The 21,419-nt window shown below is 72.5% G+C and carries 22 protein-coding genes; 10 read left to right on the top strand and 12 right to left on the bottom strand.

Annotated features, from left to right (window positions below):
* Nucleotides 1-36: 36 nt before the first annotated feature.
* The 3 genes from ppgK to B0I33_RS02050 all read left to right on the top strand — a co-directional run bounded on the left by ppgK (nt 37) and on the right by B0I33_RS02050 (nt 3,974).
* The gene (gene ppgK / locus B0I33_RS02060; protein ID WP_106176754.1) at nt 37-798 is read left to right on the top strand and encodes a polyphosphate--glucose phosphotransferase; all 762 of its coding nucleotides are present in this window, start codon (nt 37-39) and stop codon (nt 796-798) included.
* Nucleotides 799-1,010: 212 nt separating this feature from the next.
* Nucleotides 1,011-2,390 (top strand): RNA polymerase sigma factor, encoded by a 1,380-nt coding sequence (locus B0I33_RS02055; protein WP_181193145.1) that lies wholly within the window; start codon nt 1,011-1,013, stop codon nt 2,388-2,390.
* Nucleotides 2,391-2,549: 159 nt separating this feature from the next.
* The gene (locus B0I33_RS02050) at nt 2,550-3,974 is read left to right on the top strand and encodes an amino acid permease (protein WP_106176752.1); all 1,425 of its coding nucleotides are present in this window, start codon (nt 2,550-2,552) and stop codon (nt 3,972-3,974) included.
* Here B0I33_RS02050 and B0I33_RS30845 read toward each other — a convergent pair.
* From B0I33_RS30845 to B0I33_RS02040, 4 genes are read right to left on the bottom strand one after another with little or no spacing between them, the layout of a single operon-like run.
* Nucleotides 3,856-4,170: a hypothetical protein gene (locus tag B0I33_RS30845; RefSeq protein ID WP_425440430.1), complete on the bottom strand. Its 315-nt coding sequence runs from the start codon at nt 4,168-4,170 to the stop codon at nt 3,856-3,858. The two genes, B0I33_RS02050 and B0I33_RS30845, sit on opposite strands and share 119 nt — an antisense overlap.
* Entirely contained in the window at nt 4,112-4,294 is a 183-nt protein-coding gene (locus tag B0I33_RS30765; protein ID WP_342750041.1) for a DUF6885 family protein, read from the bottom strand. The genes B0I33_RS30845 and B0I33_RS30765 overlap by 59 nt, the downstream gene beginning before the upstream one ends.
* On the bottom strand, nt 4,260-4,499 hold the full coding sequence (locus tag B0I33_RS02045) for a hypothetical protein (RefSeq protein ID WP_181193144.1): 240 nt from the start codon (nt 4,497-4,499) through the stop codon (nt 4,260-4,262). The genes B0I33_RS30765 and B0I33_RS02045 overlap by 35 nt, the downstream gene beginning before the upstream one ends.
* 31 nt (nt 4,500-4,530) lie before the next feature.
* Nucleotides 4,531-5,307, bottom strand: a complete 777-nt coding sequence (locus B0I33_RS02040; protein ID WP_425440436.1) for an EamA family transporter — start codon at nt 5,305-5,307, stop codon at nt 4,531-4,533.
* A 326-nt stretch (nt 5,308-5,633) separates the two neighbouring features.
* Here B0I33_RS02040 and B0I33_RS02035 point away from each other — a divergent pair, with 326 nt between their 5' ends.
* Nucleotides 5,634-5,813 carry a DUF7455 domain-containing protein gene (locus B0I33_RS02035; RefSeq protein WP_106176750.1) on the top strand — a complete coding sequence of 60 codons (180 nt, stop codon included), beginning with the start codon at nt 5,634-5,636 and terminating at the stop codon, nt 5,811-5,813.
* An 89-nt stretch (nt 5,814-5,902) separates the two neighbouring features.
* On the opposite strand, the gene B0I33_RS02030 is transcribed toward B0I33_RS02035, so the two are convergent.
* From B0I33_RS02030 to B0I33_RS02010, 5 genes are all read right to left on the bottom strand, one after another.
* Nucleotides 5,903-7,072 (bottom strand): ROK family transcriptional regulator, encoded by a 1,170-nt coding sequence (locus B0I33_RS02030; protein WP_106176749.1) that lies wholly within the window; start codon nt 7,070-7,072, stop codon nt 5,903-5,905.
* A 29-nt stretch (nt 7,073-7,101) separates the two neighbouring features.
* A complete protein-coding gene (locus tag B0I33_RS02025; RefSeq protein ID WP_106176748.1) occupies nt 7,102-8,523 on the bottom strand; it encodes a sugar ABC transporter permease in 1,422 nt (473 codons plus the stop codon).
* Nucleotides 8,524-8,537: 14 nt separating this feature from the next.
* The gene (locus B0I33_RS02020) at nt 8,538-9,311 is read right to left on the bottom strand and encodes an ATP-binding cassette domain-containing protein (protein WP_106176747.1); all 774 of its coding nucleotides are present in this window, start codon (nt 9,309-9,311) and stop codon (nt 8,538-8,540) included.
* A gap of 83 nt (nt 9,312-9,394) precedes the next feature.
* Entirely contained in the window at nt 9,395-10,528 is a 1,134-nt protein-coding gene (locus B0I33_RS02015) for a sugar ABC transporter substrate-binding protein (RefSeq protein ID WP_106176746.1), read from the bottom strand.
* A 386-nt stretch (nt 10,529-10,914) separates the two neighbouring features.
* Nucleotides 10,915-12,675 carry a DEAD/DEAH box helicase gene (locus tag B0I33_RS02010; protein ID WP_106176745.1) on the bottom strand — a complete coding sequence of 587 codons (1,761 nt, stop codon included), beginning with the start codon at nt 12,673-12,675 and terminating at the stop codon, nt 10,915-10,917.
* A gap of 207 nt (nt 12,676-12,882) precedes the next feature.
* Between B0I33_RS02010 and B0I33_RS02005 the strand changes: the two genes are divergently transcribed.
* Nucleotides 12,883-14,034 carry a YihY/virulence factor BrkB family protein gene (locus tag B0I33_RS02005; protein WP_181193143.1) on the top strand — a complete coding sequence of 384 codons (1,152 nt, stop codon included), beginning with the start codon at nt 12,883-12,885 and terminating at the stop codon, nt 14,032-14,034.
* Nucleotides 14,035-14,058: 24 nt separating this feature from the next.
* On the opposite strand, the gene B0I33_RS02000 is transcribed toward B0I33_RS02005, so the two are convergent.
* Entirely contained in the window at nt 14,059-14,307 is a 249-nt protein-coding gene (locus B0I33_RS02000) for a DUF3039 domain-containing protein (RefSeq protein ID WP_106176743.1), read from the bottom strand.
* Between the two features lie 98 nt (nt 14,308-14,405).
* On the opposite strand from B0I33_RS02000, the gene B0I33_RS01995 reads away from it, so the two are divergent.
* Nucleotides 14,406-15,305 (top strand): pseudouridine-5'-phosphate glycosidase, encoded by a 900-nt coding sequence (locus B0I33_RS01995; RefSeq protein WP_106176742.1) that lies wholly within the window; start codon nt 14,406-14,408, stop codon nt 15,303-15,305.
* Entirely contained in the window at nt 15,302-16,183 is an 882-nt protein-coding gene (locus B0I33_RS01990; protein ID WP_106176741.1) for a carbohydrate kinase family protein, read from the top strand. Before B0I33_RS01995 ends, B0I33_RS01990 begins: the two co-directional genes overlap by 4 nt.
* Here B0I33_RS01990 and B0I33_RS01985 read toward each other — a convergent pair.
* Together B0I33_RS01985 and B0I33_RS01980 are read right to left on the bottom strand one after the other, a co-directional pair.
* Nucleotides 16,170-16,505 (bottom strand): DUF3099 domain-containing protein, encoded by a 336-nt coding sequence (locus tag B0I33_RS01985; RefSeq protein WP_106176740.1) that lies wholly within the window; start codon nt 16,503-16,505, stop codon nt 16,170-16,172. The two genes, B0I33_RS01990 and B0I33_RS01985, sit on opposite strands and share 14 nt — an antisense overlap.
* Before the next feature lie 17 nt (nt 16,506-16,522).
* A complete protein-coding gene (locus B0I33_RS01980; RefSeq protein ID WP_106176739.1) occupies nt 16,523-17,821 on the bottom strand; it encodes an amidohydrolase in 1,299 nt (432 codons plus the stop codon).
* A 52-nt stretch (nt 17,822-17,873) separates the two neighbouring features.
* On the opposite strand from B0I33_RS01980, the gene B0I33_RS01975 reads away from it, so the two are divergent.
* The 3 genes from B0I33_RS01975 to B0I33_RS01965 all read left to right on the top strand — a co-directional run bounded on the left by B0I33_RS01975 (nt 17,874) and on the right by B0I33_RS01965 (nt 21,133).
* Complete coding sequence (locus B0I33_RS01975) at nt 17,874-19,385, top strand: DUF7782 domain-containing protein (protein ID WP_106176738.1); 1,512 nt, start codon at nt 17,874-17,876, stop codon at nt 19,383-19,385.
* Nucleotides 19,382-19,807 (top strand): D-aminoacyl-tRNA deacylase, encoded by a 426-nt coding sequence (dtd, locus tag B0I33_RS01970; protein WP_106176737.1) that lies wholly within the window; start codon nt 19,382-19,384, stop codon nt 19,805-19,807. Before B0I33_RS01975 ends, dtd begins: the two co-directional genes overlap by 4 nt.
* 294 nt (nt 19,808-20,101) lie before the next feature.
* Nucleotides 20,102-21,133 (top strand): sigma-70 family RNA polymerase sigma factor, encoded by a 1,032-nt coding sequence (locus B0I33_RS01965; protein WP_106176736.1) that lies wholly within the window; start codon nt 20,102-20,104, stop codon nt 21,131-21,133.
* The last annotated feature ends 286 nt before the right edge of the window (nt 21,134-21,419 follow it).

Raw genomic sequence — 21,419 nt, 5'->3', positions numbered from 1 at the left:
TGAGGCTTCTGAATCGAGAATGAAGGGACAGCGCCAATGACGGCGACCCGGGGTTTCGGCATCGACATCGGCGGCAGCGGAATCAAGGGCGCGCTGGTCGACCTGAACGAGGGCAGGCTGATCGGCGACCGGGTCCGGATCGACACACCGCGCCCCGCGACACCCGAGGCCGTCGCCGAGGTCGTCGCGGACATCGTCGCGCGGTTCGACTGGGACGGGCCGGTCGGCATCACCCTGCCCGCGGTGGTGAAGAAGGGCGTCGCGCACACCGCGGCGAACATCGACCCGAGCTGGATCGGCACCGACGCCGACGCGCTGTTCGCCAAGCGGCTGGGCAGGCACGTGGACGACGTCGCGATGCTCAACGACGCCGACGCCGCGGGCATGGCCGAGATGCGCTTCGGCGACCCGGCGGGGCGCAGCGGCGTCGTCGCGCTGCTCACCTTCGGCACGGGCATCGGCAGCGCGCTGTTCCACGACGGCACGCTCGTGCCCAACACCGAGTTCGGCCATCTCGAGGTGGACGGGCACGACGCGGAGAAGAGGGCGGCCGCGTCGGTCAAGGACAACGAGGGGCTGTCGTACCCGGACTGGGCCAAGCGCGTCGATCGTTACCTGACTGTGCTCGAGAACCTCATCTGGCCGGATCTGTTCATCGTGGGCGGCGGGGTGAGCAAGAAGTCCGAGAAGTGGGTGCCGCTGCTCGACATCCGGACACGCGTCGTGGTCGCATCGTTGCAGAACAACGCCGGGATCGTCGGTGCGGCGGCCGCCGCGGCGGAGGGCATCGAGCACTGAGGCGGGCGGCCGCGGCGGGTCTGCGCGGCCCGGCGGAACCCGCCGGAAATGTTGATCGCTTCGCGACGGTTGGCCCCATCGTCGTTACAATGGAACACGGCCCTCGGCTGCGGGAGGCAAAACCGCAGGCCAGGGTCTGTTCCCCCGAATCTGAGGCGGCCGGGACCGATGCGTCTCGGTGCGTCGTGATCGACCGCTGCGAAAGGGCGTACGTGGCAGCCGCAAGAACCGCAACCCGAAGCGGGACGAAGACATCGAGCGCCGCCAGCACCGCGACGGCCGACGAGAGCACCCCGGCCACCACCGAGTCGGCCACGCCGGGCGCCACGTCGTCGGGCCGCAAGAAGTCCGCCGCGAAGAAGTCTCCCGCGAAGTCCACCCGCAAGGGCGCCAAGTCGGACAGCGCGAAGACCGCCAAGACCAAGGGCGAGCCCGGTCTCGGCGACGACATCGACGCGGCCGAGCTCGAGGACGTCGACCTGTCGGACCTCGAGGTGGACGCGGTGGAGGTCGACGTCGTCGACGCGACCGTGACCGAGGACGTCGAGGAGACCGAGGAGCCCGACGCCGAGGAGGGGCCCAGGGGCAGATCGGCCAACGACCCCGACTTCGTCTGGGACGAGGAGGAGTCGGAGGCGCTGCGGCAGGCCCGCAAGGACGCCGAGCTCACCGCCTCCGCCGACTCGGTGCGCGCCTACCTCAAGCAGATCGGCAAGGTGGCGCTGCTCAACGCCGAGGAGGAGGTGGAGCTCGCCAAGCGCATCGAGGCCGGGCTCTACGCCGCCGAGCGGCTGCGCGTCGCCGAGGAGGAGGGCGAGAAGCTCTCCACCCAGATGCGCCGTGACCTGAAGTGGATCGTGCGCGACGGCGAGCGGGCCAAGAGTCACCTGCTGGAGGCGAACCTGCGCCTCGTGGTGTCGCTGGCCAAGCGGTACACCGGCCGCGGGATGGCCTTCCTCGACCTGATCCAGGAGGGCAACCTCGGCCTGATCCGCGCGGTCGAGAAGTTCGACTACACCAAGGGCTTCAAGTTCTCCACCTACGCCACGTGGTGGATCCGGCAGGCCATCACCCGCGCCATGGCCGACCAGGCCCGCACCATCCGGATCCCGGTGCACATGGTCGAGGTGATCAACAAGCTGGGCCGCATCCAGCGGGAGCTGCTGCAGGACCTCGGCCGCGAGCCCACCCCCGAGGAGCTCGCGAAGGAGATGGACATCTCCCCCGAGAAGGTCCTGGAGATCCAGCAGTACGCGCGCGAGCCCATCTCGCTCGACCAGACGATCGGCGACGAGGGTGACTCGCAGCTGGGTGACTTCATCGAGGACAGCGAGGCCGTGGTGGCCGTGGACGCGGTGTCGTTCACGCTGCTGCAGGACCAGCTGCAGTCGGTGCTGCAGACGCTGTCCGAGCGCGAGGCGGGCGTGGTGCGGCTGCGCTTCGGCCTCACCGACGGCCAGCCGCGGACTTTAGACGAGATCGGTCAGGTCTACGGGGTGACCCGGGAGCGCATCCGGCAGATCGAGTCGAAGACGATGTCCAAGCTGCGGCACCCGTCGCGGTCGCAGGTGCTGCGCGACTACCTGGACTGAGCGTCCGACGCCACGGGAAGGCCACCGATCCGCACCGGGTCGGTGGCCTTCCCCGTTTTCGTCCGCGGTGGAGCGTGTTGTAGTCCACTCAGGACGGTGGCGGGGTGGGTCAGTACCTGCTCTACCGTGGGACGAGTGGGTATTTTTCGAACGCTCGATGTGGACGAAGTTCTCAAGCGCCAGGAATCGGGCGAACTGCGACGGCGGCTGCGGGGCCGGGACCTGGTCGGCTTCGGAGTCGGGATCATCATCGGCACCGGCATCTTCACCCTCGCCGGGGTGGAGGCGAAGAATCACGCCGGGCCCGCGGTGACGCTGTCGTTCGTGATCGGCGCGATCGTCGCGGGCCTGGCCGCGCTGTGCTACGCGGAGCTCGCGTCGAGCGTCCCGACCGCGGGCAGTGCCTACACCTACGCGTTCGCGACCCTCGGCGAGGTCTTCGCGTGGATCATCGGGTGGGACCTGCTGCTGGAGTTCGCGCTCGGCGCCGCCGTGGTGTCCCGCGGCTGGTCCGGCTACCTCGCGAACCTGCTCGGCCTGCCGCCGGAGCTGTTCGGCGAGGAGGCGGTCGTCAACGTCGGCGCGGTGCTGATCATCGGCGTGCTCACCGCCGTCGCGGTCGCGGGCATCCGCCAGTCGTCCCGGGTGACCAACGCGCTCGTCGTCGTCAAGGTCGCCGTGTGCGTGCTCGTCATCGCCGTCGGCGCGTTCTTCGTCCGGACGGCGAACCTGACCCCGTTCGTCCCGCCTGCCCGGCCCGCCGAGGAGGGCGCCGACGCGCTGCACCAGCCCGTCGTGCAGGCCGCACTCGGCCTGGAGCAGTCCGTGTACGGCATCGCGGGCGTGCTCACCGCCGCGGCCGTGGTGTTCTTCGCCTACACCGGATTCGAGGCCCTGGCGAACCTCGGCGAGGAGACCCGCGCGCCGCACCGCGACCTGCGCGTCGGCATCCTCGGCGCGCTCGGGGTGTGCGCGCTGCTCTACATCGCGGTGTCGCTCGTGCTCACCGGCATGATCCCGTTCGTCAACATCGACGAGGGCGCCCCGCTCGCCCATGCGTTCGCCTCGGTGGGCATGCACTGGGTCGGCGCGCTCATCGCACTCGGCGCGGTGACCGGCCTCACCTCGGTGATGATGGTGGAACTGGTGACGATCGGCCGGATCGGCTACGCGATGGGCCGCGACGGGCTGCTGCCGAGGGCACTCGGCCGGGTGCACCCGCGCTGGGGAACGCCGCACCGCGTCACGATCGGCGGCGCGGTGCTCATCGCGGCGCTGGCGGCGTTCGTGCCGATCAGCGAGCTGGCGGACATGGTGAGCATCGGCGCGCTCTCCGCGATGATCATCGTGGCGGTGGCGGTTCCGGTGCTCCGGCGCACCCGGCCGGACCTGCGCCGCCCGTTCCGGGTGCCGTTCTCGCCCGTGCTGCCCGTCGCGGCCGCGCTGGCGTGCCTGTACCTGATGCTCAACCTGGATGTGCTGACCTGGCTGCGGTTCGCCGCCTGGCTCGCGCTCGGGTTGCTGATCTACCTCGGCTACGGCCGCAGGCACTCCCGGCTCGCCGAACGCGAACCGGTCGCCTGAGCCGCGGGTCCCCCCGCTCCCGCACGCGAGTGCCGCCTCCGCGTCGTCCATCGGGTCGGTCACGTGCGGGACGGCAAGGCGCGGCGGCACGGCAGTAAGGGCCACCTTCCGTGCGTTGAACGCAGGGAAGGTGGCCTTCACTGCTCGCGAGCTGCAGATGCGCGCCCCGCCTGCCCAGCGAGGGATAGGTGTCCACAATGCACAGTAATGTGCCGCTGGAGCCGGTGACGGCACCCGCGCAGCGCGGGCACCGTCCACTCGCCACACGCGGGCACCGCGGCCAGCTCACCGCCGGAGAGCCGCTCGACCGCCCGCGCCACGCCCACCGCCGGGTCCCGGCGAGCGCGGGATCCGCGGCCACGGGCAGCGCGAGCCGGAAGTCGGCGCGGCCGGGCTCACAGGCGGGGTGCTCGCGCCGGTCCCGAGCAGCGCGGTGCCCGCGGCGCGGGCGACCTCGTCCTGGTCGGCGCCGCCGACCCCCGCGGCCGCGAGCTCCGTGGCCGCCGCCGACGCCGCCTTCGTCATCGGCTCATCCTGCCAGCGCCGTGGGGCGGCGTCACGTGTCGCGGGCGGAGCGCAGGGCCACCCCCGCCACCACCGCGAGGATGCCCAGCGCCTCGGGCACGGTCGGCACCTGCCGGAGCACGACGAGCCCGGTGACGGTGGCGGTGACCGGCAGCAGCGCGAGCAGCAGCGCGAACCGGCCCCGGCCGACGCGGCGCAGCACCACCTGGTCGAGCACGTACGGCACGACGGTGGACAGCAGGCCGACGCCGACGCCCAGGACCAGCAGGTCCGGCGCGCCCCAGATACCCCCGGTGCCCAGCGCGAGCGGGGACAGCGCGACCGTCGCCACGGCGAAGCCCACGGCGAGGCTGTCGATGCCGTTGCCGCCGAGCGCGACCCGCTTGCCGAGCAGGATGTAGCCCGCCCACGCCGCGGCGGCGCCGAGCGCGAAGGCCACCCCGGCCGGGCTGCCCTCCAGCCGCACGTCGGCGATGCTCACCACCCCGGCCGCCACGAGCACCAGCGCGACGACGTCACGGCGGCCGCGGGAGCCGAACGCGGCCACGGCGACGGGACCGGCGAACTCGAGGGCGACCGCGGTGCCCAGCGGCAGCCGGGCGATGGCCTCGTAGAACAGCACGTTCATCCCGGCGGTCACCACGCCGAACGCCCCGGCCAGCAGCAGCGGCCTGCCGCGCCAGGCCGCACGGCCCGGCCTGCGCCAGGCCAGCAGGATCAGCGCGGCGCCGAGGCAGCGCAGCCACGCCACGCCCGCCGGCGTGGCGGCGGGGAACAGCCACACCGCGATCGCCGCGCCGACGTACATGGAAATTCCGCTGAGAACGAACAGGACCGGCGCCGGGACCGCGTCGATCCGCCGTTTCGGAATCGAAACATCCACGTGACGATGGTGCCTGACCATGGAAAACGTGGTGAGTCGGGTCATCGTTTCCCAGGGACCGGGATAGCTGTGCGGCAACCGGGGTAATTCGACGTGACACACCTCCCACACGCGTGGGAACACTTGCGGGCGCCGAAACGTCTGCAAGAGTGGAAGCAGCGAGCACCAGAGAGCACCACGGTGTCACCGAAGTGTTCGCGGCTGAACTGATGGCATCGGCGCAACCGATGCCGGGACGGAGGGAGACTCCAATGACTTCACCGACGCTCACCCGCCCCGAACTGACTGCTGCGGACCGCTGCGACCGTTGCGGTGCGGCGGCCCAGGTTCGCGCCATCCTCCGCAACGGCGGTGAGCTGCTCTTCTGCGGCCACCACGGCCGGGAGTACGAGTCCAAGCTCAAGGAGATGGACGCCGACATTCAGCGCTGATCCGTCAACACAGCCGCGAGACGGGCGGGGATCCGGGCGGGTCCCCGCCCGTCTGGCATCCGGAGCCGGTGACACTGCCGTGATCACCGTCACACGGAGTCGAGGACGCCCTCGAACGCGGCCTCGGCGGCGCCGAGCAGCTTGACGTCGGCGCCCAGCGACGACATCTCGATGCGGACACCGCCCATCGCACGGCTGACCATGCTGCGCCGCCGCACCTCACCGGCCACCCGGTCCAGCACCGGCTCCGGCAGCGCGGTGAGCAGGTCGCCGAGCACCACCAGCTCGGGTCCGAGCAGGTTCACCACGTTCACCAGGCCGAGCGTGAGCCACTCCGCGAAGCCGGCCAGCCGTTCCCATGCCGTGCCCGGGTCGCCGGACAGGCCCCGCAGCTCCGCGACGATCGCGCCCCGCGGGCTGTCGTCGGGCATCTCGAGCGCCCTGGCCAGCGCCGCCTCGCCCACCTCGGTCTCCCAGCACCCCTCGTTGCCGCAGTAGCAGCTGCGCCCGCCGGGTCGCACCACCATGTGCCCGATCTCGCCGACGTAGCCGCCCGCGCCGCGCAGTGACGAACCCTGGGCGATCACGCCCCCGCCGACGCCGACGTCGGCGGAGACGAACACCGCGTCCGCGGCGCCGCGGGCCGCTCCGCGCAGGTGCTCGGCGAGCGCGCCGAACTCGGCGTCGTTGCCCACCGTCACCGGGACGCCCAGGCCCGCCGCCATCCGCTCGCCGAGCGGCACGTCGCTCCACCGCAGGTTGGGCGCCTCGTGCACATGGCCGTCCGAGCGGCGGGTGACCCCGGGCACCGAGATGCCCGCCGCCACCGGCCGCACGCCGAGGTCGGTGGCGAGCAACTGGGTCGACTCGACCACGTGGGTCACCACCTCGCCCGGATGCCCCATCCGGCCGTGCAGGTTCCACCGGTTGCGGCCCAGGATCTGCCCGCCGAGGCCGACCAGCGCGATGGCGACGTGCTCCACCTGCACGTCCACCGCCAGCACCACGGCGGCCTGGGGTTGCGGCAGGACGAGCAGGGACGGGCGCCCCGCGCTCCGGCCGGGGCGGGGCACCCGTTCCTCCACCACGCCGGCCTCGGCGAGACCGTCGACGAGTGTCTTGATCGTGCTGCGGTTGAGACCGAGCTCGGTCGCCAGCGCCGCCCGCGTGCACGGGCCGCCCACGTGCAACAGGCGGAGCAGGCTCGACCGGTTGTACCGGCGCACCTCGTCGGGTCGGGCGACGGGTGTGCTGGTCACGGAGTCATCGTCTCATCGCCTCCGCGTCGTCAGCGCGCACCGGTGGCCGCGCGACGCCGGGACAGCGCGTCCACGGTCGCGGCCAGGAGCAGCACCAGACCGGTCACGATCGCCACCACGGCCGCGGACTGGCGCAGCAGGCCGAGCCCGTTGGCGACGATGGCGAGCACCGTGCCGCCGATCACGGCGTCGAACACGCGGCCCCGCCCGCCGAACAGCGACGTGCCACCGATGACGGCGGCACCGACGGCGAACAGCAGCGTGTTCAGGCCACCCGCCTGCGGGTCGACCGAGCCGACCTTCGACGAGTAGACGATGGCGCCGAGCGCGGCGACCGACGAGCACACGACGAACACGCTGGCCCTGATCTGTGTGACGTTGATACCGGCGCGGCGCGCGGCCTCCCGGTTGCCGCCGACGGCGTAGATGTGCCTGCCGTAGCGGGTGCGGTTCAGCACGAACGTGCCGATGGTGAGCAGGCCGAGCACGATCGGCACGACGTAGGGCACGCCGGAGATCTCGATGCTCGGGTTGGGCGAGCGGTTGATCGTCAGCAGCGCGGTCGCGGCGGCGCCGATCACGGCGACCAGGCCCACCTTGAGCAGCACGATCGGTGTCGGCTTGGTCACCAGGCCCCGGCGCAGCCTGGTGAAGTGCTGGCCGAGCTGCAGCGCCGCGAAGCCGCCCGCGCCGACGACGAACAGCGCCCAGCTGGCGACGAGGGACAGGTTGCCGTTGGCCACCTGGTTGAGCACCGGCGAGGTGCTGATGCCCAGCACGCCACCCTCCCCGATGAACTGCAGGATCACTCCCTGCCAGGTGAGGAACAGGGCGAGCGTCACCACGAACGACGGCATCCCGATCCTGGCGACGAGGAAGCCCGTGATGCAGCCGATCGCGGAGCCGACGCACAGGGCGAGCAGCATCTCGATCCACGGGTTGGCGGCGAGCCCGGACACCGAGATGACGATGGCCAGGGCGGAGAGCGCGGCACCGGGCCAGACGCGCAGCAGCACCGCGAGCACCACCGCGAGCAGCAGCACCGCGTTGAACGCGATGAACACCGTGGAGCCCATCCCGCCGAGCAGGTTGCCGTTCTCGACGTAGTGCATCGCCAGCACGGCGCCGGCCACGCCGGACGCGGTACCGGCGGAGAGGTCGATCTCGCCGACCAGCAGCACGAAGACGATGCCCATCGCGATCATCGTCTGCCCGGCGCCCTGGGCGAGCAGGTTGGCGATGTTGTTGAGCGAGAGGAACACGTCCGACAGCAGCGCGAACATGATCACCAGCGAGATGAGGCCGAGCACCGCGGGCAGCGAGCCCAGCTGGCCGCCGCGCAGGCGGGACAAGTAGTCGCGGATCGCCTCGCTCGTGGACATCGTCGTGGTGTCGATGCCGAAGTCGGTGATGGCCGTGTTCGGCGACGGCGCCGTGGGGGTCTGGGTCATGGCTTCTTCCTTGCTCACACGACTGCGGTATCGGGGCGGGCCAGCCCGAGGTCGCCGGAGCGTCCCGCCGTGATCAGTTCGACGACCTGCCCGTGGGTCACGTCCTTGGTCTGCACCTCGGCGGCCATCCGGCCCAGGTACAGCACCGCGATCCGGTCGGACACCTCGAACACGTCGGCCATGTTGTGGCTGATCAGCACCACGCCGAGGCCCTGCTCGGCGAGCCGGCGCACGAGGTCGAGGACCTGGCGGGTCTGCGCGACGCCGAGCGCCGCGGTCGGCTCGTCCAGCAGCACGACCTTGCTGTCCCACAGCACCGACTTGGCGATCGCCACGGTCTGCCGCTGCCCGCCGGACAGCGCGGACACCGGTGTGCGCACGGACTTCACGGTGCGCACGGACAGCGACGCGAGGGTCTGCCGCGCCGCCTGTTCCATGCTGGCCTCGTCCAGCAGCCAGGCACTGCCGCGCTCCCGGCCGAGGAACATGTTCTGCACGATGTCGAGGTTGTCGGCCAGTGCCAGGTCCTGGTACACGACCTCGATGCCGAGGTCGGCGGCGTCACGGGGGCCGTGGATGTGCACCGGCTTGCCCCGGAAGCGCACCTCTCCCGAGTCGGCCGCGTGGATGCCCGCGATGCACTTGACCAGGGTCGACTTGCCCGCACCGTTGTCACCGACGAGGGCGGTGACCTCGCCGGCGCGCACGGCGAGGTCGACGTCGTGCAGGACGTGCACGGGGCCGAAGCTCTTGTTCACGCCGTGCAGCTCGAGGATGGGCTCACTCATTCGTTGTCTCCTGGGTCTCCGTGGTGCCGGGGCGGGCCGCGCGGTCGGGGCGCGCGGCCCGCCCCGGCGGGTCGGTGTCGTCGTCAGGAGATGCCGAGGTCGGCGCAGACGGACTTGAGGTCGCCCGTGCAGACGTCGCTCGCCGGGACGTAGCCCTGGTCGATCACCGTCTTGACGTTCTCCTTGGTGATCAGCTTCGGCTCGAGCAGCACCGACTTGACGTCACGGTCGCCCTTCGGGTCGTGCTCGGTGTCGGTGGCGATCGCGTCGGCCGCGGCGGTGTCGCCCTCCGCCAGCGCGGCGGCCAGCTTGGCGACCGCGTCGGCCTCCTCCTGGATCGGCTTGAACACGGTCATGTACTGGTCGCCGCGCAGGATGTTCTTCAGGCCGTCGGGAGTGGCGTCCTGGCCGGTCACCGGCACCTTGCCGTTGAGGCCGTTCTTCTTCAGCACGGTGATGACCGCGCCCGCGAGGCCGTCGTTGGCGGCCACGACGCCGTCGACCTTGCCGCCGTTGCTGGTGAGGATCTGCTCGAAGGTGGTGCCGCCCTTCTGGTTGTCCCAGTTGTCGATGGGCTGGCTCTGCACCAGTTCGAAGCGGCCGGAGTCGTACAGCGGCTGCAGCACGTTGCGCTGGCCGCGGTGGAACAGCGTCGCGTTGTTGTCGGTCGGGGCGCCCTCGATCTCGATGATCTGCTGCCCGTCCGGCTTGCCCTCCAGCGCCTGCACGAGGCCCTCGCCCTGCAGCTCGCCGACCTTGGTGTTGTCGAAGGAGACGTAGTAGTCGGAGCCGCCGCCGAGGTTGAGCCGGTCGTAGTCGATGGTGGGAATGCCCGCGGCCTTCGCCTGGGCGGCGACGGCACTGCCGACCTCGCTGTTGATCGAGGCGATGATCAGCACCTTGACGCCCTTGGCGATCATGCCGTCGGCGAGCGTGGTGAACTTCTGCACCTCGCCCTGCGCGTTCTGCACGTCGGCCTCGAAGCCCTCGGCCCGCAGGGCCTGCTCGAGCATGGGCTTGTCGAAGCCCTCCCAGCGGGCGGAGGAGGCCGTCTCGGGCAGGATCACGCCGACGACACCCTTGGTGCCGCCGTCCGCCTGCTCCTGGCCGCCTCCGCCGGCGTCGTTGCCGGCCGTGTTGGCGCCACACGCCGCCAGCGTGAGTGTCACACCCAGCACCGCCCCGGCGATGGCAAGAAGTCGTCTCTTGGTCCGCATCCCTGAGAACCTTTCCGGATCCAGCGAACGGAGCGGCCGCCAGCGGGCGGATCACGCTCCGTCGCGTAAATGTTGTGGGCGACAACATATGTCGCCGACCGGAGTCACGGAAGAGCCTCTGTATCGATAAAGTCGCGGTGGTTCGGACACGGTTTGGCAACGACGCGAGTTCTGCGCTCCCGCTCGCGAGTCCCCGTTCCAGCCGAGGAACTCCCCGTTCGGACGTAGACGGAGGTAGACGAAGGTTGGAGTGGTGCGCACGCGCCGCCTCGCCGCTCATTCGCCGAGCGCAGCACTCGCGGTCCCGAACGCAGCACTCGCGGTGCGGAGCGCAGCACTCGTGGTGCGGAGCGGGGGGCTCGCGAGCCTGGGCGGGGGACTCGCGGTTACCAGGAGCGGAGCGTGGCGATGCGCTCCTCGAGCTGCTCGACCGTGGCCATCGCGGTCGGCGGGCCGCCGCAGATGCGGCGCAGCTCGTTGTGGATGGCGCCGTGCGGCTTGCGGGTGCGGTGGTGGTAGACGCCGACGAGGGCGTTGAGCTCCTTGCGCAGCGCCTTGATGCGCTCGTTGACCGGCTGCGGCCGCGGCTGCGTCTCCTGCGGCTCCTGCTGCCGCTCCTGCCTGGCCGGCCTGCGCTTCTTCGCGTCGGCGAGCTGCTCCTCCTGCCGCTTCCGCAACAGGGCCCGCACCTGGTCGGGTTCCAGCAGCCCGGGCAGGCCGAGGTACTCCTGCTCCTCGTCGGTGCCGGAGAACACCGCCGTGCCGAACGAGTTGCCGTCGTAGATCACCTGGTCGAGCTCGGCGGAGGCGCCCAGCGAGGTGAACGCCTTCTCCTCCTCACCCGGCTCGTCCTCGGTCCGGTTGGCGGCGACCAGCAGCTCGTCGTCCCAGCCGTCCTTCTCGCGATGCGGCTTGCCGAGCACGTGGTCCCGCTCGGCCTCCAGCTCGCTGGCCAGCTCCAGCAGCACGGGCACGCTCGGCAGGAACACGCTCGCCGTCTCCCCCGGCCTGCGGGACCGCACGAACCGGCCGATGGCCTGCGCGAAGAACAGCGGGGTCGACGCGCTCGTCGCGTACACGCCGACGGCGAGCCGGGGCACGTCCACGCCCTCGGACACCATCCGCACGGCCACCAGCCACCGGTCGTCCGAGTCCGCGAACTCGCCGATGCGGCGCGTGGCCTTCGGGTCGTCGGAGAGCACGACGACCGGCCGCTCCCCGGAGATCCGCGCGAGGATCTTCGCGTACGCCCGCGCGGAGTCCTGGTCGGTGGCGATCACGAGCCCGCCCGCGTCGGGCATGCCGCCGCCGCGCAGCTGGGTCAGCCGCGTGTCCGCGGCCTGCAGCACCGACGGGATCCACTCCCCGCCGGGATCGAGCGCGGTCCGCCACGCCCGCGCGGTCTGCTCCGCGGTCAGCGGCTCCCCGAGCCGGGCGGTGAACTCGTCGCCCGCGCTGGTGCGCCACGAGGCCTCGCCGGAGTAGGCGAGGAACACCACCGGCCGCACGACGCCGTCGGCGAGCGCGTCGGCGTAGTTGTAGGCGTGGTCGGCCCTGCTGCGCAGCGAACCGTCGGCGTCGGGCTCGTAGGTGACGAACGGGATCGGCGAGTCGTCGCTGCGGAAGGGGGTACCGGTGAGCGCCAGCCTGCGCACGGCGGGGGTGAACGCCTCGAACACGGCGTCCCCCCACGACTTGGCGTCACCCGCGTGGTGGATCTCGTCGAGGATGACCAGGGTCTTGCGGTTCTCCGTGCGCACCCTGTGCATCGTGGGGTGCGCCGCGACCTGCGCGTAGGTGAGTGCGACACCCTGGTAGTCGGAGGAGGTGACGCCGGTGGTGTTGCGGAAGTTCGAGTCGATGGCGATGCCGGCGGCGGCCGCCGAGACGGCCCACTGGTGCTTGAGGTGCTCGGTCGGCGTGACGATCGTGACGGCCTCGACCGTACGGTCGGACAACAGCTCGGCCGCGATCCGCAGCCCGAAGACGGTCTTGCCCGCGCCCGGCGTCGCGACGGCCAGGAAGTCCTTGGGCCGCTGCGTCAGGTACTTGGTGAGCGCGCGCCGCTGCCAGGCGCGCAGTGGCCGGGCGGTCGCGTCGTGCTGGGGCTCGGGTGCGGCGAACCCCTGCTGCGCCGTTTGCGACACCGACGGTCCCACTCCTCTCGCCACGAGACCTAGCGACACACGAATGCCCTCACGACGGTGCACCGGCGGCAGTGCCGGGTACGCGGTGAGGGCGCGGCCACGAGGGTACCCGGCGGCACCGACACCGGCGCCGCACGGCACGCCGGGAGGACACGCAGGCGGAGGCGACGAGCCAAATCGCCCCGGATGGACCATGCTTGGAGCCCGATGAACGAGCCAGACGCCGGGAGGGAGGGCGGCGGGGCCGACGCGTCGCCCGCCCGGCGGGCGGAGCGGAAGGGGGCCCGTCGCCTCCTCGGGCGCACCCTGAGCAAGGCGTGGGACGGCAACATCTTCTCCGAAGCCGCCGAGGCGGCGTTCTGGCAGACGCTGTCCCTGCCGCCGCTGCTGCTCGGGCTGCTCGGCAGCCTCGGCTTCATCGGCGACTGGCTCGGCGACGCCGTCGTGCGGGCCGTGCACGACAAGATCATCGCCTTCTCCGACACCGTGTTCAGCGACAGCGTCGTGCGGCAGATCATCGAGCCGACCGTCGACGACATCCTGACCACCGGGAAGGGCGAGATCGTCTCGGTCGGCTTCCTGATCTCCCTGTGGGCGGGTTCGTCGGCGATGTCGTCGTTCGTCGACGCCATCACGGTGGCCCACGGTCAGTACGGCGTCCGCAACGAGGTGTGGCAGCGGATCTTCGCGCTGCTGCTCTACCTGGTCAGCCTGGTGCTGCTGGTGATCGGCCTGCCGATCATCGCGATCGGGCCGGACCTGCTGCCGGAGTTCTTCCCGCCGAGCTGGGAACCGACGATCACGTCGTGGCTGAGCATCGCCTACTACCCCACCGTCGGCCTGCTGCTCGTGCTGGCGCTGGCGACCCTGTACAAGCTGGCGCTGCCCAGGAAGCTGCCGTGGCACCGGGGGCTGCCGGGCGCGATGCTGGCCATGGTCATCTTCCTGCTGTCCAGTGTGGGCCTGCGGATCTACATCGGCTGGATCACGACCACCGGCTACACCTACGGAGCGCTCGCGACGCCGATCGCGTTCCTGCTGTTCACGTTCTTCATCGGGCTGGCGATCGTGGCCGGCGCGTACTTCAACAGCGCCATCCAGGAGCTGTGGCCGGCCAGGATGACCCGGCGGCAGCGGCGCAAGTGGCGGCGGCTGGAGATGGAGCGGGCCAGCGAGCGGCTGCGGGAGGAGGAGAACCGGGGGCTGTGGGAGCGCACCACGATGCCGCTGCGCAGGCCGCGCAGGCCGGGGCGGGACGCGCCCGGCGTCAACGGGCCCGCCCCGGACGCTCCGGAACAGGACGGCGCTCCGGTCGCCGAGCCGGAGCCGGAGCCGGAGTCCGACCGCCCGCCGCGCTGAGCACGGCGGGCGGGGTGCGCGTCGTTACTCGTCGCCGCCGGGGGGCAGGCCGTCGAAGATGCGCTTGCACTCCGGGCACACCGGCGACCCCGGCTTCGGCGACTTCGTCACCGGGAACACCTCACCGCAGAGCGCCACCACGTGCGAACCCAGGACCGCGCTCTCCGCGATCTGGTTCTTGCGCACGTAGTGGAACATCTTCGGCGAGTCGTCGTCCGTGGTGTCGGTGCCCTCCGGACGGGTGTCGACGTCGGGAAGTGTCTGCGTACTCACCCCCCTATGATGCCGCACCGGCCGACCCACGGGCACGGCCAGCCCGCCCGTAGGCGAGGATCACCGCCGTGACCCCTACCCCTGGCCCCCGCCTCGCGATGTCCGCCGAGGTCGCCGACGCGCTGGCCGAGGGCCGCGCCGTGGTGGCCCTCGAGAGCACCCTGCTGTCCCACGGCCTGCCGCCCGGCCGCAACCTCGACGTCGCGACCCGGCTGGAACGCACGGTCCGGGACGCGGGCGCGGTGCCCGCCACCGTCGCGGTCCTCGACGGGCAGGCCCTCGTCGGCCTGTCCCCCGCCCAGCTGGAGCGGGTCTGCGCCGAGGGTCCGGAACTGGACAAGCTGTCCCTGCGCGACGTGGGCCCCGCGGTGGCGCTCGGCCGTTCGGGCGCCACGACCGTGGCCGCGACGGCGGCGCTGGCGGACGCGGCCGGGATCGCCGTCTTCGCCACGGGCGGGCTCGGCGGGGTGCACCTGCCGCCCCCCGGCGCCGCCGTGACCTGGGACGTGTCGGCCGATCTCGGTGTGCTGGCCCGCGTGGGCACCCTCGTCGTCTGCTCGGGGGTGAAGTCGGTGCTCGACATCCCGGCCACCCTGGAGGTGCTGGAGACCCACTCCGTGCCCGTCCTCGGCTACCGGACGGACGAGTTCCCGGCGTTCTACCGCCGCTCCTCGGGACTGCCCGTGCCGGGCCGGGCCGACGACCCCGCCCAGGTGGCCGCCGTGCTCACCGCGCACCGGCAGCTCGCGGACTCCGGGCTGCTGCTGGCCAATCCGATCCCCGAAGAGTACGAAATGGACGGTGCGCTGCACGACCGGCTGCTCGCCGAGGGGCTCGAGCTGCTGCGCACGCGCGGGGTCACGGGCTCGGACGTGACCCCGGTGCTGCTCGAGCACTTCCACACCGCCAGCGGCGGTGTGAGCCTGGACGCGAACGAGGCGCTCGTGGTCGCCAACGCCCGGCTGGGCGCGGAGGTCGCCGTGGAGCTGCGCCCGTGAGGGTGGTGGTGGTCGGCGACGCCGGGCTCGACGTCGTGGCCCGGCACGCCGAGCCGGTGGTGCACGGCGGCGACTCCCGCGCCCGGGTGCGGGTGGCAGGCGGCGGTGCCGGGGCCAACACCGCGGCGTGGCTGCGCGAGGCGGGCGCGGACCCCGTCCTGCTGGCGCGTGTCGGCGACGACGCGGCGGGCAGGCTGGTCAGGGCGGAGCTGGAGGCGGCGGGGGTCCGGTGCGCGTTCGCCGTGGACCCGGAGGCGGCCACCTGCTGCGTCGTGGTGCTCGTCGACGGCGAGGGGCAGCGCAGCATGCTGCCCGACCGCGGCGCCAACCAGCGGTTCCACCCCGCCGACGTCGACCCGGCCGCGCTGGCCGGGGCGGCGCACCTGCACCTGTCCGGCTACGTCCTGCTCGACCCCTCGTCCCGGCCCGCGGGCCTGGCCGCGCTGGCCGCCGCGCGGGACGCGGGTCTGACGACGTCGGTGGACCCGCAGGCGGCCGCGCTGATCACCGATCCGGCCGCGTTCCTCGCCGACGTGCGCGGCGTCGACCTGCTGCTGCCGAACGCCGCGGAGCTGCGTGCGCTCACCGGGGACGGCACGCCCGAGTCGGCGAAGGACCTGCTCGGCACGGTGGGCGCGGTCGCGGTCACGACGGGCCCCGCCGGCGCGGCGTGGGTGGACGCCGAGGGGGTGGTGCGCGTGCCCGCCGAGGAGGCGGAGTGCGTGGACAGCACGGGAGCCGGGGACGCGTTCGACGCGGGGGTGCTGTGGTCGTGGCTGCGGGCGGAACCGGTGCCGGAGCGGTTGCGCACCGGGGTGCGGCTCGCCGCCCGCGCGGTGCGCCAGGTGGGCGCGCAGCCCCGGCTCAGCCGTCGATGACGCGGTGCTCGCGGCTCTCGATGGCCGTGGGCTGCCGCTGGTAGCGGTTGACCTCCTCGCGCTTGCGCGGGGGCCGGTCGTTGGCGATCAGCACGGCGATCCACGGCAGCGGGACCGACAGCACGAGGAAGGCCAGCGCGAGCCACCACGTGTGGTAGAAGACCCCCGCGAGCACCAGGCACGGGAACCGCATGCCCATCATGAGCACGTACTTGCGCTTGCGCGCCGCCTGCTGGTCGTCGTAGGAGGGCGCCGCCTCGGTGATCAGGACCGGGGTGACGTGCTTGTCGTGCTGGCTCACCGGCTCCACCTCCAGGTCCATGCTCCCACCCCGCGGGCTCATCCGACACCCGGGGAGCCGAGCCGGTGCAGTGCCGCCACGACCAGCGTCTCCACCCCCGTGCGCAACGTGGGGTGGAGCACGGGCGCGAACAGCGGCGAGTGGTTGGACGGCACGTCCGACTCGAACCGGCCCCCGGCGATCGCGTCGAGCACCTCCCGCTCCGGCAGCCCGCCCACCAGCCAGAACACCGAGGGCACGCCCGCGGCGCAGCCGAACTCCCCGAAGTCCTCGCTGCCGGTGACGAGCGGGGCCTCGGCGACCCGGCCGGCGGGGAAGTACGCGTCGAAGGCGGCGGTGAGGGCCGTGGTCGCGGCCTCGTCGTTGCGTGTCACGCCGTAGGTGGCCAGCTCGGTGATCTCCGGTTCCGCGGGCGCGCCCGCGGCCCTGGCCTCCCCGCGCACGATGCGGTCGACGGCGGCCAGCACGCGCTCCCGCACCGCGGGCTCGAACGTGCGGATGTTGACGTCGAGCGTCGCGTGGTCGGGAATGACGTTGTGGGTGGTGCCCGCGTGCAGCGAGCCGACGGTGACGACGGCGGAGTCGCCCGCGGCCACCTCGCGCGACACGATCGTCTGCAGCCTGAGCACCACCGACGCCGCCAGCACCACCGGATCCACCGTGGTCTCGGGGCGCGAGCCGTGCCCGCCCCTGCCGTGCAGGGTGACGCGCAGCGCGTCGGTGGCCGCCATGAGCACCCCGGCCCGGGTGAGCACCCAGCCCGCGGGCCCGGGACACACGTGCTGGCCGAGCACGACGTCGGGCGGCCCGGCGACGTCGAACAGCCCGTCGTCGATCATCGCCCGCGCCCCGCCGCCGCTCTCCTCCCCCGGCTGGAACACCACGAGCAGCGTGCCCGACCAGCGGGAGCGATGCTCGGCCAGCAGCGCGGCGGCCCCGGACAGCCAGGTCGCGTGCATGTCGTGCCCGCACGCGTGCATCACCGGCACCTCGCGGCCCTCGGCGTCGACGCCGCGCGCGGTGCTGGCGTAGGGCAGCCCCGTCTTCTCCTCGACGGGCAGCGCGTCGATGTCCGCGCGCAGCAGGACCGTGGGGCCCGGACCCGTGCGCAGCACGCCGAGCACGCCGGTGCCACCGATCCCGGTGTGCACCTCGTAACCGTCGGCGCCGAGCCGGGCGGCCAGCGCGGCGGCCGTGCGGGTCTCGGCGAAGGACAGCTCGGGATGCCGGTGCAGGTCGGCGTAGAGCCGCTCCAGGCCGGGCAGCCGGGCGTCGAGACCGGCGAGCACGGCGGAGAGCGCGGAGACGGCGGGGCCGGAGGCGGCTCGGGTTCCCATCCGTTCATCTGACCACAGGCACGGGCGGGCGCACATGCGATGATGACGCACCGTGAACGGTTTTCTCCCGGAGCTGACCGCCGACGTCTGCGACCGGCTGCGCGCCGCCTTCGAGCGGGCCCGCTACGACGCCGACGGCGTCGTCGAGCTGCTCGGCGGGCAGGCGCACGCGGCGCTGGGCCGCGGCGAGCCGGAGCTGGCCGACCGCGCCACCCGCGACGCGGGGCACCTCGGCACGCTGGTCCGGCTGTTCCTGCTCGGCGGCACCGAGCCGGACACCGCCGTGCGCGCCGCGCTGGACCCGCTGCCGCTGGAGCAGGCCGTGGCCGCGGGGCTGCTGCGCACCGACGGCGGCGCCGTGCGGGCCGGCCTCGACGTGCGCCCGCACGGCGACGAGTCGGGCTCGTGGTGGGTCGTGTCGGACCTCGACTCCGACCACCTGGGCGGTCCGGTGCCGGAGGACCACGTGCTGGGCGTCGGGCACGCCTCGCTCAGCCTGATCAGGGCGACCAGCAGGCGCCCGGTGGGCTCCCTGCTCGACCTCGGCACCGGCAACGGCGTGCAGGCGCTGCACGCGAGCAGGCACGCCCGGCACATCACCGGCACCGACGTCTCGGAGCGGGCGCTGCGGCTGGCGGCGGCGACGTTCCGGCTCAACAAGGTCGATGTGGAGCTGCGCCGGGGCGAGTGGTTCGCGCCGGTCGCGCGCAGGCGGTTCGACCAGATCGTGTGCAACCCGCCGTTCGTGGTCGGCCCGCCGCGCGTGGACTACGTCTACCGCGACTCCGGGCTGGCCGGGGACGACGCGAGCGCGCTCGTCGTGCGGCAGCTGCCCGCGTTCCTCACCGACGGCGGTGTCGGCCACGTCCTCGCGTCCTGGCTGCACGTGCGCGGCGAGGACTGGACCGATCGGGTGACACGCTGGCTGCCCGGCGGCACCGACGCGTGGTTCGTCCAGCGCGACATCGCCGATCCGGGTCTCTACGTCGGCACCTGGCTGCGGGACGCGGGCATCGACCCGCGCTCGCCGGAGGGCCGCGCGCAGTCCGCGGCGTGGCTGGACTGGTTCGCCGGGGCCCGGGTCGAGGGCATCGGCTTCGGCTTCGTCACGCTCCGCCGCCTCCCGGAGGGCGCCGGTGCCCCCACGGTCGTGTGCGAGGACCTGCGACAGGCCTACGACGACCCCCTCGGCGGCGAGGCGGCGGCGTGGCTGGACCGGGTCGCCTGGCTGCGGGAACACGGCGCGGACCTGCTGGACACGGCGTTCCGGGTGCCGGACTCGGTGCTGCTGGAGCGCGTGGACGAACCGGGTGACGAGGGCTGGGCGACGACGATCCGCAGGCTGCACCGCACCGAAGGGCCCGGCTGGCAGCACGAGGTGGACGAGCCGGTCACGGCACTGCTCGCCGGCTGCCGCGGGCTGCTGCCGCTGTCCGACCTGCTCGACCTGCTGTCCGTGGCGCACGGGCAGGACCGCGCGGAGCTGGAGCGGGCGGCGCTGCCCGTGATCCGCGAGCTGGTGCGGCACGGCATGCTGGTCCCGGCACGGGAGGAGAACCGGTGAGGGCGGTCGCGGCACGGGTGACCGAGGCGAGCGTCACAGTGGACGGCGAGGTGGTCGGCGCGATCGCCGAGCCGGGCCTGCTGGTGCTTCTCGGGGTACGCGCCGACGACACTCCGGGCCAGGCCGCCACGATGGCCAGGAAGCTGCACGAGCTGCGCATCCTGCGCGACGAAGCGTCGTGCGCCACGGCCGGCGCGCCCCTGCTCGTGGTCAGCCAGTTCACGCTCTACGGGGACACCCGCAAGGGGCGCCGTCCATCGTGGACGGCCGCGGCCCGGCCGGAGACCGCGGAGAAGCTCGTCGACGCCGTGGTGGCGGAACTGCGCGAACGGGGCGCCACGGTGGAGACCGGGCGGTTCGGCGCGATGATGGCCGTGCACAGCGTCAATGACGGCCCCTTCACCGTCCTCGTCGAGGTCTAGACCTCACCCCGCTGGTCCCGGCGGTCCCGGGAGCCACTCGCGCCCCGGATGTGCCGCCCCGACGTTTCCGGGACGGGTTCTCAGGAAAACCTCAGCTTTGGTGGAGCAACCCGCCACTCCGTGATGTCGTCAACATGTCGAGCGGCCGGGAACGATTTCGAACGTGCACGCGTTGATCCCAGTGTCCAGCCAGAAAGCTGGTCTCGCGTGCCGGGTTCCACAGGCCCGCGCAGGCGACGCGCAGCGAGGCGTGGAGCAGGAGCACACGTCAGCCCGTTGACCGGGGAGGCAGAAATGTCCGTCCAGACTCTCGACCGTGAGGCCCGCGGTATCCGGGAGCGGGAGATCCCGACGACCACCTTCGAGACCGAGGTTGCCCCCGTGGCCGTGGAGGAGGCGGATCTCGACGCCCAGGGGCCTGCCGCGGACCTCGTCCGGGTCTACCTCAACGGCATCGGCAAGACCGCACTGCTGACCGCGGCAGAGGAGGTCGACCTCGCCAAGCGGATCGAAGCCGGGGTGTTCGCCCAGCACGTGCTGGACACCGACCCCGAGCTCTCCGCCGAGCGGAAGGCCGAGCTCACCGCGCTCGTCCGCGACGGTCACCGGGCCAAGAACCACCTGCTCCAGGCCAATCTGCGGCTCGTGGTCTCGCTGGCGAAGCGGTACACGGGCCGCGGCATGCCGCTGCTCGACCTCATCCAGGAGGGCAACCTCGGGCTGATCCGCGCCGTCGAGAAGTTCGACTACTCGAAGGGCTTCAAGTTCTCCACGTACGCCACGTGGTGGATCCGGCAGGCGATCACCCGGGGGATGGCCGACCAGGGCCGCACCATCCGCCTGCCCGTGCACCTCGTCGAGCAGGTCAACAAGCTCGCCCGCATCAAGCGCGACCTGCACCAGCAGCTCGGCCGCGAGGCCACCCACGAGGAGCTCGCCCGCGAGTCGGGCATCGCCGAGGAGAAGGTCGCCGCGCTGCTCGACCACGCCCGCGACCCGGTGAGCCTCGACATGCCCGTGGGCACCGAGGAGGACGCCCCGCTCGGCGACTTCATCGAGGACTCCGAGGCCACCGACGCCGAGAGCGCCGTCATCTCCGGGCTGCTGCAGGACGACCTGCGCCGCGTGCTCGCCACGCTCGACGACCGCGAGCAGCACGTGATCCGGCTGCGTTACGGCCTCGACGACGGCCAGCCCCGCACGCTCGACCAGATCGGCAGGCACTTCGGCCTGTCCCGCGAGCGGGTGCGGCAGATCGAGCGCGAGGTGATGGCCAAGCTGCGGCAGGGCGAGCGGGCCGACCGGCTGCGCGCCTACGCCAGCTGACGTCGTCGCGGACAGGAAGCACCCGGACGGCCGTGTTGACAGACACCGCACGGCACGAGACGGTCGGATAGCCGCTCGCGGACGCAACCCCGGCCCTGGCCACGCGTCTGTCGGAGTGGAGGCTTCGCGGTGGGTGCCCGCACCCGCCGCATTCCCCGGAAGGTCGGGTCCGTCGGGGTGGGCCCGGCCTTCCGTATGTCCAGGCCCGTGTCCGCCATCCGCGTCCGCGTGTCCGCCATCCGCGTCCGCGTGTCCGCTGGCTGGGGCAGTGCCGGTGCCGCGGAGG

This window comes from Prauserella shujinwangii, from assembly GCF_003001955.1.
Classification (GTDB): Bacteria; Actinomycetota; Actinomycetes; order Mycobacteriales; family Pseudonocardiaceae; genus Qaidamihabitans; species Qaidamihabitans shujinwangii.
The sequence above is the reverse complement of the archived record's forward strand: the minus strand, read 5'-3'. Positions and strand labels throughout refer to the sequence as shown.